General features: G+C 33.6%; 15 protein-coding genes. 9 read left to right on the top strand and 6 right to left on the bottom strand.

The features are described from left to right. Window positions 1-270 precede the first annotated feature (270 nt). Window positions 271-882, bottom strand: coding sequence for a LysE family transporter (locus KEC93_RS16260; protein WP_077869764.1), 612 nt, complete (start codon window positions 880-882; stop codon window positions 271-273). Between the two features lie 131 nt (window positions 883-1013). On the opposite strand from KEC93_RS16260, the gene KEC93_RS16255 reads away from it, so the two are divergent. Further along, window positions 1014-1901 carry a LysR family transcriptional regulator gene (locus KEC93_RS16255; RefSeq protein WP_077869763.1) on the top strand — a complete coding sequence of 296 codons (888 nt, stop codon included), beginning with the start codon at window positions 1014-1016 and terminating at the stop codon, window positions 1899-1901. Window positions 1902-2410: 509 nt separating this feature from the next. On the opposite strand, the gene KEC93_RS16250 is transcribed toward KEC93_RS16255, so the two are convergent. Next, on the bottom strand, window positions 2411-3253 hold the full coding sequence (locus tag KEC93_RS16250) for an SDR family oxidoreductase (RefSeq protein WP_077869762.1): 843 nt from the start codon (window positions 3251-3253) through the stop codon (window positions 2411-2413). Between the two features lie 278 nt (window positions 3254-3531). Here KEC93_RS16250 and KEC93_RS16245 point away from each other — a divergent pair, with 278 nt between their 5' ends. After that, complete coding sequence (locus KEC93_RS16245) at window positions 3532-4509, top strand: AraC family transcriptional regulator (RefSeq protein WP_039773578.1); 978 nt, start codon at window positions 3532-3534, stop codon at window positions 4507-4509. A 110-nt stretch (window positions 4510-4619) separates the two neighbouring features. Here the strand turns inward: KEC93_RS16245 and KEC93_RS16240 are convergent, their stop codons facing one another. Further along, the gene (locus KEC93_RS16240) at window positions 4620-5201 is read right to left on the bottom strand and encodes a TetR/AcrR family transcriptional regulator (protein ID WP_051144919.1); all 582 of its coding nucleotides are present in this window, start codon (window positions 5199-5201) and stop codon (window positions 4620-4622) included. Window positions 5202-5399: 198 nt separating this feature from the next. On the opposite strand from KEC93_RS16240, the gene KEC93_RS16235 reads away from it, so the two are divergent. Then, window positions 5400-5579, top strand: a complete 180-nt coding sequence (locus KEC93_RS16235) for a hypothetical protein (protein ID WP_023973766.1) — start codon at window positions 5400-5402, stop codon at window positions 5577-5579. Between the two features lie 184 nt (window positions 5580-5763). On the opposite strand, the gene KEC93_RS16230 is transcribed toward KEC93_RS16235, so the two are convergent. Further along, window positions 5764-6189: a MerR family transcriptional regulator gene (locus tag KEC93_RS16230; RefSeq protein ID WP_077869760.1), complete on the bottom strand. Its 426-nt coding sequence runs from the start codon at window positions 6187-6189 to the stop codon at window positions 5764-5766. A gap of 229 nt (window positions 6190-6418) precedes the next feature. On the opposite strand from KEC93_RS16230, the gene KEC93_RS16225 reads away from it, so the two are divergent. Continuing rightward, complete coding sequence (locus tag KEC93_RS16225; RefSeq protein ID WP_111944666.1) at window positions 6419-7183, top strand: SDR family NAD(P)-dependent oxidoreductase; 765 nt, start codon at window positions 6419-6421, stop codon at window positions 7181-7183. Between the two features lie 299 nt (window positions 7184-7482). On the opposite strand, the gene KEC93_RS16220 is transcribed toward KEC93_RS16225, so the two are convergent. After that, window positions 7483-8472: a helix-turn-helix transcriptional regulator gene (locus tag KEC93_RS16220; protein WP_242997563.1), complete on the bottom strand. Its 990-nt coding sequence runs from the start codon at window positions 8470-8472 to the stop codon at window positions 7483-7485. Window positions 8473-8644: 172 nt separating this feature from the next. On the opposite strand from KEC93_RS16220, the gene KEC93_RS16215 reads away from it, so the two are divergent. From KEC93_RS16215 to KEC93_RS26735, 4 genes are all read left to right on the top strand, one after another. After that, on the top strand, window positions 8645-8941 hold the full coding sequence (locus tag KEC93_RS16215; RefSeq protein WP_051144942.1) for a hypothetical protein: 297 nt from the start codon (window positions 8645-8647) through the stop codon (window positions 8939-8941). A gap of 54 nt (window positions 8942-8995) precedes the next feature. Then, complete coding sequence (locus tag KEC93_RS16210; protein ID WP_039773583.1) at window positions 8996-9568, top strand: flavin reductase family protein; 573 nt, start codon at window positions 8996-8998, stop codon at window positions 9566-9568. 16 nt (window positions 9569-9584) lie between these two features. Beyond that, window positions 9585-10157, top strand: a complete 573-nt coding sequence (locus KEC93_RS16205) for a flavin reductase family protein (RefSeq protein WP_077868477.1) — start codon at window positions 9585-9587, stop codon at window positions 10155-10157. Between the two features lie 70 nt (window positions 10158-10227). Beyond that, complete coding sequence (locus KEC93_RS26735) at window positions 10228-10359, top strand: hypothetical protein (protein ID WP_276517138.1); 132 nt, start codon at window positions 10228-10230, stop codon at window positions 10357-10359. Between the two features lie 380 nt (window positions 10360-10739). On the opposite strand, the gene KEC93_RS16200 is transcribed toward KEC93_RS26735, so the two are convergent. After that, window positions 10740-11708: a carotenoid biosynthesis protein gene (locus tag KEC93_RS16200; RefSeq protein ID WP_077868478.1), complete on the bottom strand. Its 969-nt coding sequence runs from the start codon at window positions 11706-11708 to the stop codon at window positions 10740-10742. Window positions 11709-12305: 597 nt separating this feature from the next. On the opposite strand from KEC93_RS16200, the gene KEC93_RS16195 reads away from it, so the two are divergent. Then, window positions 12306-12872 (top strand): TetR/AcrR family transcriptional regulator, encoded by a 567-nt coding sequence (locus KEC93_RS16195; protein WP_236887816.1) that lies wholly within the window; start codon window positions 12306-12308, stop codon window positions 12870-12872. The last annotated feature ends 285 nt before the right edge of the window (window positions 12873-13157 follow it).

Below are 13157 nucleotides of genomic sequence, written 5' to 3'. Positions count from 1 at the left end.
TATACAAATCCCTTGATAATTCAAGTAGAACTAACACCACAAAATTTAAAAGATTATGTGATTGGACAACAAGCCTTAATTACCAGTGAAACAGTGATTAAGGCTTGTTCTATTATAAAAAATATGGAAGATTACTATACTAAGAAAAAATGCTTTAAGACACTAAAATATCGGAACCATCAGCAATATATTAGAAGGCAGTATTGTTTAAAATTAATGATTAGTTTGCATTTCTTTTATTATAATTCAAAGTGGTACCCCGTCTAGACATCAGATAAATAAATGAATTAGAAGTTTAAAATCGGGAACTGATAATGCACAATATATTAGGAGAGATGCCATAACAATATTAAATAACTTTCTATGACGGCTAAGAACTTTTTGAAATAATGCACCAAAAAGAGTCCAGCAGGACATCGATATAAATCCTACTAATGAGAGGAAGATAGCAAATAAGCATAATATTATGCTCGATTTATAGTAGGGGATTATAAAAATTGAATTCACCGTTATGCCATAAAGTATTGTTTTAGGATTCATGAATTGCATAAGCATTCCAGATTTAAATGTGTTGATGTTGTAATTATTAATTGCATTTGGGTTAGAATTACTTTTGAGTATCTTGATAGCTAAATATATTATGTATGCTGAACTAAATACCTCCATAGACAACTTTATGTTGGGGAGAAGTTTAAATAAAAATAAGTTAAGATAACCGCACAATAACATGATCACAGCCATACCAGCTGTAGCACCTAGAACAAATTTAAATGTTTTTTTATATCCAAAGTTAGTACCATTTGTCATAGACATAATATTATTTGGACCAGGCGTAAAAGTTGAAACAAGAACATAAGATAAAAGTGCAGATAAATTGAACATAGCTTACCTCCTTAATGATTAAATTTGAAAAGATAGTAACAATATGATATCATGCTACTAATAATTAGTGAAATCAATAGTTTAAATTGTAACAATCAAAATAAATGATTGATTTTTGGGGGGATATAGAAATGGAATTTCGTCAATTAAATGCATTTATTACCGTAGCTAAACTGAGTAATTTTACAAAAGCAGCATTTGAGCTAGGATATTCACAATCTGCTATTACTGCTCAGATACAACAGTTGGAAAAAGAATTAGGTGTTAATTTGTTTGAAAGATTAGGGAAAAGTATATCTTTGACTTCAGAAGGGGAAAAATTTCTTGTTTATGCTAAGCAAATAATTAAACTTTCTGATGAAGCAAAAAGCACTTTAATTACATCAGATGTAGTAAAGGGAACTTTGACAATAGGGGCTAATGAATCACTTTGTGCTGTAAGGCTGCCTCCTATATTAAAGGAATTTCATGAGCGTTATCCGGAGATTGAAATTATTCTAAAAATGGAAGGCAATAACAAATGTAAAACATTGATAAGAGAAAATCAGATTGATGTTGCTTTTATCATTGGTCAGAAAATCAATGATTTTGAGTTAATTACAGAATTGGAATTTCCTGAACCTTTAGTTTTGTTAGTAGCCCCAGGACATCCACTCACTTTCAAGAAATATGTTTATCCTGAAGATATTGCTGACTGTAACATAGTTGTTGCAGAAAAAGGCTGCGGTTACCGAAATCTTTTTGAACAAAGTCTCAATGATGCTGGGGTAACTCCGAAATCAATAATGGAAATGGGCAGTATCCAATCAATCAAACAATTGACAATGGGCGGACTTGGAATAACGCTGCTTCCAAAGATTGCTGCTGCGGAGGAATTGAAACGAAATGAATTGATAGAACTTCATTGGTGGGAAGATTCCTTTTATTTGACAACGCAAATGGTATATCATAGGGATAAATGGGTTTCAAGGGCATTAAGAGCTTTTATAGACATGAGTAAAGAAATGATGAATAGTTAATATAATATTTTGAATTCAAATAACAAAGGTATGTATTTTGTGTTCTTAGTGTCTTCTTATTAAATTAAACATTAATATTTTTATATGACGTAACAGTTGAAAATGGAATGATAAGAAGCATCTAAATAAGAATTCTTTATTTTTCAACGAAAGAACTTTTTATATAGATGAGAAAGGAAAAAGAGTTATCATTTGCGAGTGTTACGGTGAACCATGTCATAAGGGATGTAGACTTTTTTAAAATATTGTATGATGAACCGTATTGAAGTAGAAGTATTGTTCAATGGTTTAAGAGAATTTTGATTTATGTTAGTCTAACTTTTACGCAGAAATTGGAATATTTGCGTTAAGGGATTATAATTAATATTTAATCAATTTATGAAATAATCTGCTATCAACTAAACGAATTGATAGCAGATTATTTGTTTCTACTAAGCTTTCAAAAATATATACTTAATTTTGTATCTAACAAATTCGACACTTTAACTGCCGATTCTACCTTCTACTTTTTATTTATTAGCAGGGAAATCAGTAGAAAAGGCAAGTTCTTTTTGTGCTTCAAGTTCTTCAAGACGATTTGAAAGTGATTGATGTATCGTATTATAAGCTCCGCTGCCAAGAGCAATTCTTATTGGTGCTGGCTTTTGGTCAGCACTGTCAATCATGATTTTCACCATTCTAGCAGGATCACCAATAGGAACTATCGAGGTATCTTCAAAACCGCGTCTGGCATTATGTGCTTGAGAAATCGAGTAAGCCTCTAACTTTTGACCCAATACTACACTATGATGTGTAAAATTCGTACGTGCTCCGCTTGGTTCCACTATTGTAAGACTGATGTTAAAAGGAGCGATTTCTTGTCTTACGGCTTCGCAGAATCCTTCAATTCCCCATTTAGTTGCATGGTAGAGTGATCCTCCAGAGAATGCAGTTTGGCCTGCTGATGATGAGAGTTGAATGATATGCCCTTCTCCTTGAGCACGTAGATGTGGTAATGAAGCTCTAATCAAATGGATAGATCCAAGGAGATTTGTGTTAATCTGATGAGTAATTTGCTCAATAGTTAATTCTTCTGCTGCACCAATAAGGCCATAACCAGCGTTGCTTACAATAACATCAATTTTTCCAAGTTCGTTGAAGGCTTGATCGACAACCTCATAAATTGTGTTGGTGTCTGTAACGTCAAGATGAAACACTCTAAGAAGAGCACCGTATTTTTCCTTAAGGTCTTCTACTGAATTCATATTGCGTACAGTACCAGCAACTTTATCGCCCCTCTCAAGGAGTTGTTCAGTCATATGTCGTCCGAATCCACTGTTAATACCAGTTATAAACCAAGTTCTTTGTTCCATTTCTTTATACCTCTCTTTTATTAAAATTTAATAGTTTAGACATCAAGTTTGACTAACCATATTATCACATTAAAAATCAAAACATAATATAACGATAATGTTTAAAATTTGCCTAATTCTGCAAAGTATTAATTCAATGAATTGATGAAAAAACAAATTGATTTTTGATATAATATTTACTATAGTTTTAAGGAATATTATCATTGAGTTAGATAAATGAAATAAGATGTGGAAATTATCAGCAAATGGTTTAAGTATAAAGGCTGGGTGAGAAATAAATGTTAGAACAAAAAGAAAATTTAAATAAAGAAGTATTATTTGAAGAAAGTAACTTTATTAAGCAAAAGACATTGAATACTATAATTGGAATGACAGAGAGGATAGCTAAAATTGATGGAAATACCAAAACAATAGTCCCATTTTTTTCGGTTACCAGGCACAGTCATGAAATTCCTATAACTCCTGGAGTTATGAATCCTGCATTTAGTATTATTCTTCAAGGAAGAAAGGAGTTTCATTTCGGAGATGAGACTATACATTTTAATGCAGGTGATTTTGCAGCGTCTATTATTGATATGCCTGTATCCGTACAAGTGATAGGAGCATCAAAAGAGTTGCCCTGTATTAGTCTGCGTATTGATTTTACTACAAGTGAAATTGCTTCTGTAATACTGGATGCTAAAATTGAATTTAACATAAAAAATAAGAATCTTTATTTAGGAGCATTTGTAGGAAAATCAGATGAGGAACTATTAGATTTATTTATCAGACTTTTGAAGCTAATAAATAAATCTAAGGATACTTACTTTTTATCGCAGCTTATTAAGCGAGAAATGATTTATCACTTATTGAGTGGAGAGTACGGATACTTGTTTTTTCAACAGGTTCTAGCTGAACAGCAGGCAGATGGAATAGGTAAAGCAATAGAATGGATCAAGGAAAATTATAAACGTTCTTTTACCGTGGAAGAGCTAGCAAAATCAAATAATATGAGTGTATCAGGACTGCACCATAAGTTTAAAGCTGTAACTGCCATTGGTCCGCTACAATATCAGAAAGAGCTGCGACTTCATGAAGCAAGACGACTCATGTTTAGTGATTCTATTGATGTTACTACTGCTGCCATGGAAGTTGGTTATGAAAGCTCATCTCAATTTACCAGGGAATATAAGCGGTTATTTGGACAGCCGCCACTAAAACATATAAGAGCTTTGCGAAAAAGTTTTGAAAATGGTGAATTTCAAAGTGGTATATAAGGCGTATCATTTGGTGATAATAGATGGTTACAATACTTAGACAGAATAGAAAATTCATTGCAAAGAGCCTATAAAAAATGAAAAGAACACTATTTGATATAATGTTCTTTTCATCTTTTTAAAGTACCCATACCTGTAGAAATAAACCCAATAATCTCAGAAATTAGAAGTTCTTGAGGGATTGGTCTATTCTGAACTTCCCATTTGTAAATTACATTATAAATAGAAGTGCTCATCATTGTTGCAACTAATTGGGCACGTATTTGTTCATTTTCAGCTAATTCATGGTCTTTTATTAGCATCTCATAGATTATGGAATATAGCTCACAAGATATTTTATCTCCTATTAAAGGTAAAATAGAGGCAAAACCGCACTTGCAGATGCTTTTTACCATTTCAAAGTACTCACAAACGCAAAGAATGAGGATTCGTATAGTATTCTCATTTAGGCGCATCTCGCCTAGTAGTTTATGGGAAAAGATCTCAGAGAATTTCTCTACTATGACGGTGTCCAGTAGTGCATATTTATCTGTAAAATGTGCATAGAAGGTTGCACGGTTTATGGTGGCCACGGTAGTAATATCCTTGACTGTAATGGAGTCAAAGCCTTTTTTAGTAACTAGTGAAATAAAAGCGTTGATAATAAGATCACGGGTTCTTTTTACTCTAGGATTATTTATATTTACTGACATATTATTACCTCATTTAAAAGAATTTTAGTTAAACTCATATTGCAGATTTAGTTTTATGCAAGCAACACTTTATCAATTTTGTTGGTTGAAAAATATATAAGCTAAATTTATAATCATTATAAGCAACACGAGTTGTTTTTGCAATATAGGTTGCTAGAATAATTGTTTGAAATAAATATTTATTACTTGGAGGTAAATATGTCAACTATAAATCCAAACTGTAAATGCATAAATAAAAGCTGTAAAAATCACGGTAATTGTAAAGCCTGTAGAGAGTTTCATAAATCACAATCATATCTTAATGAAACATATTGTCAGGCTGGTGCAGTTAAATTCATAACTAAAGGATTAATATCTAAGTTAAAGTTACATTCTTAGCATATAACTTAGCAATTCAAATGCGGACTTACTATAAAATAAAAAGGGTGGGAGTGTTGAAATATGAATTTAGATAATCCGATTTTCAAGAAGTCAATTATAGAAGTTATAAAAGCAAGAACATCGATGAGGTCATATAATGGAGTGCCTTTGGATAAAACAATAGGCGATAGCATAATAGATGTTATAATAGCAAGTTATTTTCGCGTTTTTCCTCATGAACTTTTTTTCTTTCTTCGTTAATAATTTGCGCCGCGTTAGGAGATGTATACTTCACTATTTTGGTATGAATAAGGTCTAAATTTTCATTGAGATCATTTATTTGGTTTAAAATTGCTTCTTGATGTTTTAAAAGTAATTCTTTTCGTGAATCTATGGTTCTAGAACCTTCCATGCATAAATCAATATATTTTTTTATATCCTTAAGTTGCATGCCAGTATTCTTTAGACAACAAATTGTTCTAAACAGGCTTACGTCTGATTCAGTAAAAACTCTGTTTCCTGATTTATTTCTCAAAACAAATGGCAGAAGACCCTCTTTGTCATAGAAACGAATTGTATAGATAGAAACGCCAAACATTTTTGATATATCTTTTATTGTATAAGTCAATTTTAAAATCCCCTTTAAAATTTATTAAAAAAAGCTTGACCTAGATATATCTCTAGGTATTAACATGAGTATAAATCATAGGAAATTAAATTTCAAGTAACTTATACCTTCTTGGATTAATATTAAAACTGATGACTAAGGAAATACTGTCTTTGAAATATAAGTAGCGGTATAAATAATGAGATATTAATTTCTAAATGGTTAATAAATACTTAAAGGAGAGGTTTTTATGAACCCCAATAGTAAAATTGCATTAGTTACAGGTGGAAGTTGTGGAATTGGTAGAAATTCTGCAATAGCCCTATCTAAAAAGGGTATAGATGTAATTATCACTTACAATAATCAAAAAGAAAAAGCAGATGAAGTTGTAAAAGAAATTGAAGCAAATGGTGGTAAAGCTGCTGCTATTCAGCTTGATGTAAGTAATATATCTTCATTTGATTCCTTTGCATCTAAGTTATCAGATGTTTTAAAGGATAAATGGAATAGAGAGCACTTTGATTTTTTAATTAATAATGCTGGAATTTCAAGCCATACTCCTATTTTAGAAGTTACAGAAGAAGAGTTTGATAAAATAGTTAATGTACACTTTAAAGGAGTTTTCTTTTTAACACAGAAACTAATTCCGCTTATTGCTGACAAAGGTGGAATTGTAAACACTTCAACAGGATTGACCCGTTTTACAGCCCCAGGTTCGGGACTTTATGCTGCTGCGAAAGGTTCAGTAGAAGTTTTTACTAGATATTTAGCGATAGAATTAGGAGCTAGAGGCATAAGAGCGAATACGATAGCTCCTGGACCTGTTAACACTGAGTTTAGTGGAGACACTTATATTAAAAATCCAAGTTTGAAAGATACGATTGGTTCTTATGCTGCACTCGGAAGAATTGGAGAAGCTTCTGATATTGGAGGTGTTGTCGCTAGTCTATGCGCAGATGAAATGGGATGGGTTACCGGTCAACGTATTGAAGCATCTGGCGGTATGTTAGTATAATTAAAAGATATTACTCTTAATCAACAAGATCTTATAAGCTTTCGTTGATTAAGAGTGCATATATGGAGCTTTTTTAAGATAAGAAATTTATATTTACTTTTATAAAATAATAAAATATTAATATATTTTATTTAGTGCTATATTCGTTCAATATCAAGTTCACTCATTCTTCCTTCACAAAACTCCCGGGGGCTTTTATGAGCGAAGCGAATTTGCTAATGAACTAATCAGTGTTACGGCTGAAAAAGGGTTTAATAACGTTATTGATGCATTTCACGTTGAAGCCATAACATTGACCATTAAAGCTGACGAGGAGAAGTACCATAATACTGTTTAAAGGCCTTATAGAAATTGCTGCTATTGCTGTATCCGAGCATATCAGCAATTTTTTCAATGGAAAGATCTGTATGATTCAATAATAGCTTCGCTCTTCGCATACGTGATTCAGCTAGCAGAGCAGAAAAGGTCTTCCCTGTCTTTTCCGGCAAAAGACGGGAAATATAGACGGGGTGATATCCGAAATGGGATGCAATGTCATTCAATGTTACAGAATCAGAGTGTGATTCGATATATTCCATAATCCGGTCAATTAATGTCGTGCCAGTAGGTAGACGCTGACGCTTGTACTCATAGGAAAGATACATTGCAAGGGACATGACCATAGGTTTTAAAATTTTCTGTGAGTCCTCTGTTTTATGAGCATATTCAAGAATCATGACATTCAGCAGCTGCCAGATTGGCGAAGAAGCTGGAATTTCCAGATGAACGAACTCTTCTGCATATTTGTTTTTCTGTGGTTCCAGAAAAAAATTAAGCATGGAGCTATCTGCTGAGAGCGCACTCAGGTATTCCCGGAAAAAGGTTTCTTTACGAATCAGTACTCCTAGAATAATACATTCGTGATCAGAATCACGCTTAACAGCATAGCCGCTATAGGGCTGACCGATATAGCAGTCTCCTTCTTTTACCGTGATCCGATTGTTATAGTTGGCGCTTAATGCATCATAATCTCCGTGGTAAGCAAAATGAATGAAAAAAAAGTCCTGGCGGTGAAAACGCTCCTCAATTTTTTCCCCTTTAAATGCACACACCATAACTTCCTCGGATTTCTCTCCCAACCAATGCGAAATCAGTTCGTTATTTCCTGAGGACGGATCCGGGCTAAAGTCCCAATTGAGGTGCGGAAAGTCCTGACCGAGTTTTTCTAATGCGTGATCGATTTCGGTATCGCAATTCCAAGACATAACAACGTTCCTTTCTTCAGATTTCTGAGCAATTCTTTCAAGCATTGCAACGTTTTTAGTAAATCAGATATTTTTATATCTAATTGTAGGTTAAAATACGCCATAATTCAAGTTAATATTTAGCGCTGATTTGGAAGGTGAAAATCTATATGATTGAGTAGTAGCAAGAAAGTTCAAATTGAAAGGAATAGAACTTATGTATAATTTTGACTTTTATATGCCAACAAAAGTATTATTTGGAGCAGGAAAATTTCAGGAGCCGCATACAGAAGTGCTTCCAGGAAAGAAAGCACTAATCGTGACATCCGGAAAAGATTTTATCAGAGCATTGGATGAACTGATCGAAGCAGTCGTATGTAAACATCTCCGAATGAGTGATGCAGGAATCAAGGAAGAAGAGCTCGCAAAGTATCCGAAGAGAATACACGAGGTGCTCGGCGGTGACATTACCGCAGACCCGTTACCGCTTACGGATGAAGATTATCTTGAAATCTATAAGAAATCATATCGTTAAGAGCATAATGCATCGAATAACTGTGATTTATTACATAATTTAAGGAGGATAAATATGTCTAGAAAAAATATCGGAGCAAAGCCATACATCACACCGATGCCGGTTTTGATGATTTCATCTTATGATGAGGCTGAAAAGCCGACCGCAATGTTAGCAGTATGGGGCGGAATCACGAATGAGACAGAAATTACTATTACCGTAGCATCCCAGAGAAACACGTTAAAGGGAATTCTTGCCAGAGGTTCCTTTGTTGTAAGTATGGCGGATGTGGAAAATGAAGTTGCCTGTGATTACCTTGGTATAACAACAGGAAATAAAGTGGAAGATAAGTTTGAGAAGTCCGGATTCAATACAACAAAGTCTGAATTCGTAGATGCACCGATTATCGATGAGCTTCCTTTTGCCGTTGAGTGCAGAGTGAAGAGCTATGATGAGGAAACTTGGAGACTGGTAGGCGAAATCGTCAATGTAAGTCTGGATGAACGGATTCTTGGAGAAGATGGCAAGATATCTTTTGAAAAATTCCATCCGATCACTTTCGATTGGATGAATAAGTCATATCTGTCCGTTGGTGAAAAGGTCGGTGATGCTTACCGCGATGGACTTCAGTTGAGAGAGAAGAACTAAGAGGAGGCTGTTTATTATGATGAAAAATTTAGGTTCAAACGCTTTTTCGTATGGGTATCCAGCGCCGGTTTTAATGGTTGGCACTTATAATGATGATGGAACAGTCAATGTGATGAATTTGCATGAGTGTACAAGGACGAATGCAGGTGATCTTGCATTATGTATTGGTCCACGTAGTAAGACGCATGAAAACATTAAAAAGAGACGCGCATTTACTGTTGCACTGGTTAATAAGAATTTGATAAAGGAAGTGGATTATTTTGGAATTGTAAGCGGCCAGAGAGTTCCTGATAAATTTGAAAAAACAGGATTGAAGGCTGTAAAGAGTGAACGCGTCAATGCCCCTATCATCGAAGGCAGTCCACTAGTCATCGAATGCGAACTCATAGAGGTTGTAAGAGCAAATAATTTCACTACTGTACTTGCCAGGATTGTCAATGTAGCGGTAGATGAGTTAGTGTTAGATAAAACCGGCATAATTGATGCCAAGAAAACAGGAATGTTATTTTTTGATTCGTTCAGCAACAGCTATTTTTCATTAGGTGAGAAAGCCGGAGATGCATGGGTCGAAGGAAAAAAATATCTGTAAATTCTTGTTTTGCATGAGATTTGCATTTATATGAGATTAATACGAGATGTTAAAGATGAACGATAAAATTATGTCGGTCGTTTTTGCCGGACATGGGAGCCCTATGGTGGCATTAGATAACAATGAAATTACAGAAGGTATGCAATCTAGGCTTCATGGCTATGACAGGGTTCGTTTTCGGATTATAATACACGGAACATGAGTCGATGTTAGATATAACAAAAAATCGATGCCAGGAAAATCAGTTTGTAGGGATATAATAGATATTGTTTTGATATGTTTCCTAAACGAGGGAATCTAGAAACATCAACGCTGTCATGTCGAGCCACGTGGAGACGGTAATTTTGATGACGAATAGTGGCTCTAAGGTCAAGTGAGACGGGTCAATCACAATATGTAGTGGTTTTAAAGTGAAAAATGAGAAAAAATCGGGACTGAAAAATGTGTTTTTCAGTCCCGATTTTTTTTGCCCTGTTTATAGATGACATCCGAGATTTTCATTGGTTTCTAATTAATGCCTCAATGGAATAAGACGGTATAAAATTCTATTGTGCGAATATTTATCTAACTTGTTGGGGCACTTCATTTCTTGAGAATAACTTTTTTACTCAAAATATGAATTCCAATCCAGCATAGCAATAATAACACCTGTGCCAGAACAACAAGCCATAGTACCTGCATGTATCCACCTATAATGCAAAATATGGTATTAACCAGTGGAAAACCCAGGAATGTAAACATGATAGGAAAATCTTTTTTGTAATCCATAGAACTAATGACCTTACGATCCCAGAACTTGGTTAAGGTTAACACTAAAATTCCCACTGAAATTATAGTAAGTGCAATCAACATTACCCATTGCATATTAGAAGTTCTTGGGAAAAATGGTGCCATATAATTAAAGAAATTGGATAAAGGTGAAACCAAACAAACTACAGAAAGAATGGAAGCCAAAAACGGATATATGTAGCCAATTAGTTTACTATAGCCTTTCTTTTTATGCCACCATTCACCGATTAAAATAAATGCAGTCCAGTATCCGGCTATATAGATCCATCCTGTAAAATTCATGACAGGTTCCCCATATATGACAGGTTCACCAGGGATCGGGAAATAACTCCACCGGCCAATGATTCCTTCCGAAGTTTGAAAAATCTGTTTTACTGCGACTGGATCCAGTGAAAAGTCAAAAATCATAGCACTAAGTCCAGTAATGAAGGGTTTAGTCCATACCGGTATATTGATCGTCTTCAAAACACGTAAAGTTGAGTAAACGATAAGAAACTCGATAATAGGAACAGTTAATGGTATATTGAATATCATTAGGATACTGTGCCCATAGGCGTAAAAACCTTTATTTCCCATAAGTCCCATAGATACCGCAACATTTTCAAAGACTGCGGCGTAGAAAAAGACAAAACATAGGAATTGCATTAATACAATCTTTGGACGTTCTTCGTTTTCAATTATATAGAAAACCATTAATGCGGCGATGATTAGAACTAAAATATCTTGAATAATCCATACAGGTACTATAGTTATATTTCCCATTGTATTACCTCCATTTAAAATTATAATTTATTTGAACGTTCAAATATGTTGTATGTTAAATATATTATAATTATACAGTGCTACTTAATCAACAGGCAGTTCGATAACATTACGTTCGATATCTTACAAATCAGATAAGTGTTGTTCGTTCACTGAATTATTTAAGGAAGGTAAATAAGAGCAACTCAATCATCATTTAAGGTTAAGGCAAGAAAATATTTTTGGGATTTAAAATTATAGAAAATCTATGTAGTAAATGTGGAATTATTACTGAGATTATAGCTAATACTTAGAATGAAGAAGATTAAGAAGTATAGGGATTCTATACGAAAACTTAACTTATACATGAATAAGTTAATAGTTGAAGTAGAAACCCTATGGATGGTTGTGAAGATTTCAAAAGATTTTTTAAAGGATTAACAGATAGACCAAAGAAGGGAGGAAGTTTGTCAAAACTAGCAACATTATAAAGCTTGAAAAGCAGATTAGATTACTTCAATGAAAGTAGTATATTCTTTTAGAATTACAAAATAGAACACATTGAACAGGGAATTAAACAAGTTTTATAAAGTTTTACAAGGTTTTGGCAACGGTATTATGGCATACGAAAAAGCAGACCGTCGGGTGAAATATACAAAAATGATTATAAAAAACAGTTTACTGGAACTTATGAAAGAGCGTCCTATCAGCAAAGTTACAGTGACAGATATATGCAAAAAAGCAGATATAAATCGAAATACTTTTTATTCACATTATGCGAATCAGTTTGAACTTCTTTCAAATATTGAAGGTGAGTTATATGAAGAAATCAGACAGGTTGCGGAACGTACTTTGAACCTTGAAACTTATGAAAAACTATCATATGAAATTTGCAAGTATATAAAGGCAAATAGCAATATATGTGGAGTATTATTTTCAGAGAACGGGGATAAAGAATTATTGAAACGTATTATTTATATCAGCCACGAATTAAATATTGAGAAATGGAAGAAGGAAGAAAAATATATTGATCAAAAACTATTTGATAATTGGTACACATTTACCGCATATGGCACTATAGCCGTAATAGAAAAGTGGGTCAATAGTGGTATGAAGGAAAGTCCAAGTAAAATTGCTGCTTTTATTAATAAAGCGACAGAAGCAGTATCGAAAGATTTTTATTGATACTCCCTAGAACTATCTGTATCAATAGCTACTCCAAGTTTAGCTGATATATATGTTGCAATTCACAATTACAGATAAAATTCTTGTAATATTTCTAGAATTATGATGAAGGATTATTTTTGCAATATATACATTATATTATTTAACTTGTTAATTGATGATGATAACCGATAAATTGTACAGTAACGAAAGAACAAAAGGGCGTTTGCTTGGATCTATAAGCTTTATACATATTTATCCAATAAATTTCCGTTTATTCCAATATTTTGACGTTTTATTCCATTT

It is taken from the genome of Clostridium beijerinckii, from assembly GCF_018223745.1.
Lineage (GTDB): Bacteria > Bacillota > Clostridia > Clostridiales > Clostridiaceae > Clostridium > Clostridium beijerinckii.
Note: the sequence above shows the minus strand (reverse complement) of the source record. Positions and strands in the feature narration are given on the sequence as shown.

Bases quoted from the DNA above. Each gene is read 5' to 3' on its own strand.
- KEC93_RS16200 (WP_077868478.1), bottom strand. From the start codon at position 11,708: ATGGGAAATATAACTATAGTACCTGTATGGATTATTCAAGATATTTTA.
- KEC93_RS16215 (WP_051144942.1), top strand. From the start codon at position 8,645: ATGCCAACAAAAGTATTATTTGGAGCAGGAAAATTTCAGGAGCCGCAT.
- KEC93_RS16220 (WP_242997563.1), bottom strand. From the start codon at position 8,472: ATGCTTGAAAGAATTGCTCAGAAATCTGAAGAAAGGAACGTTGTTATG.
- KEC93_RS26735 (WP_276517138.1), top strand. From the start codon at position 10,228: ATGTCGGTCGTTTTTGCCGGACATGGGAGCCCTATGGTGGCATTAGAT.
- KEC93_RS16210 (WP_039773583.1), top strand. From the start codon at position 8,996: ATGTCTAGAAAAAATATCGGAGCAAAGCCATACATCACACCGATGCCG.
- KEC93_RS16250 (WP_077869762.1), bottom strand. From the start codon at position 3,253: ATGGAACAAAGAACTTGGTTTATAACTGGTATTAACAGTGGATTCGGA.
- KEC93_RS16225 (WP_111944666.1), top strand. From the start codon at position 6,419: ATGAACCCCAATAGTAAAATTGCATTAGTTACAGGTGGAAGTTGTGGA.
- KEC93_RS16235 (WP_023973766.1), top strand. From the start codon at position 5,400: ATGTCAACTATAAATCCAAACTGTAAATGCATAAATAAAAGCTGTAAA.
- KEC93_RS16245 (WP_039773578.1), top strand. From the start codon at position 3,532: ATGTTAGAACAAAAAGAAAATTTAAATAAAGAAGTATTATTTGAAGAA.
- KEC93_RS16255 (WP_077869763.1), top strand. From the start codon at position 1,014: ATGGAATTTCGTCAATTAAATGCATTTATTACCGTAGCTAAACTGAGT.
- KEC93_RS16205 (WP_077868477.1), top strand. From the start codon at position 9,585: ATGATGAAAAATTTAGGTTCAAACGCTTTTTCGTATGGGTATCCAGCG.
- KEC93_RS16195 (WP_236887816.1), top strand. From the start codon at position 12,306: ATGGCATACGAAAAAGCAGACCGTCGGGTGAAATATACAAAAATGATT.
- KEC93_RS16240 (WP_051144919.1), bottom strand. From the start codon at position 5,201: ATGTCAGTAAATATAAATAATCCTAGAGTAAAAAGAACCCGTGATCTT.
- KEC93_RS16260 (WP_077869764.1), bottom strand. From the start codon at position 882: ATGTTCAATTTATCTGCACTTTTATCTTATGTTCTTGTTTCAACTTTT.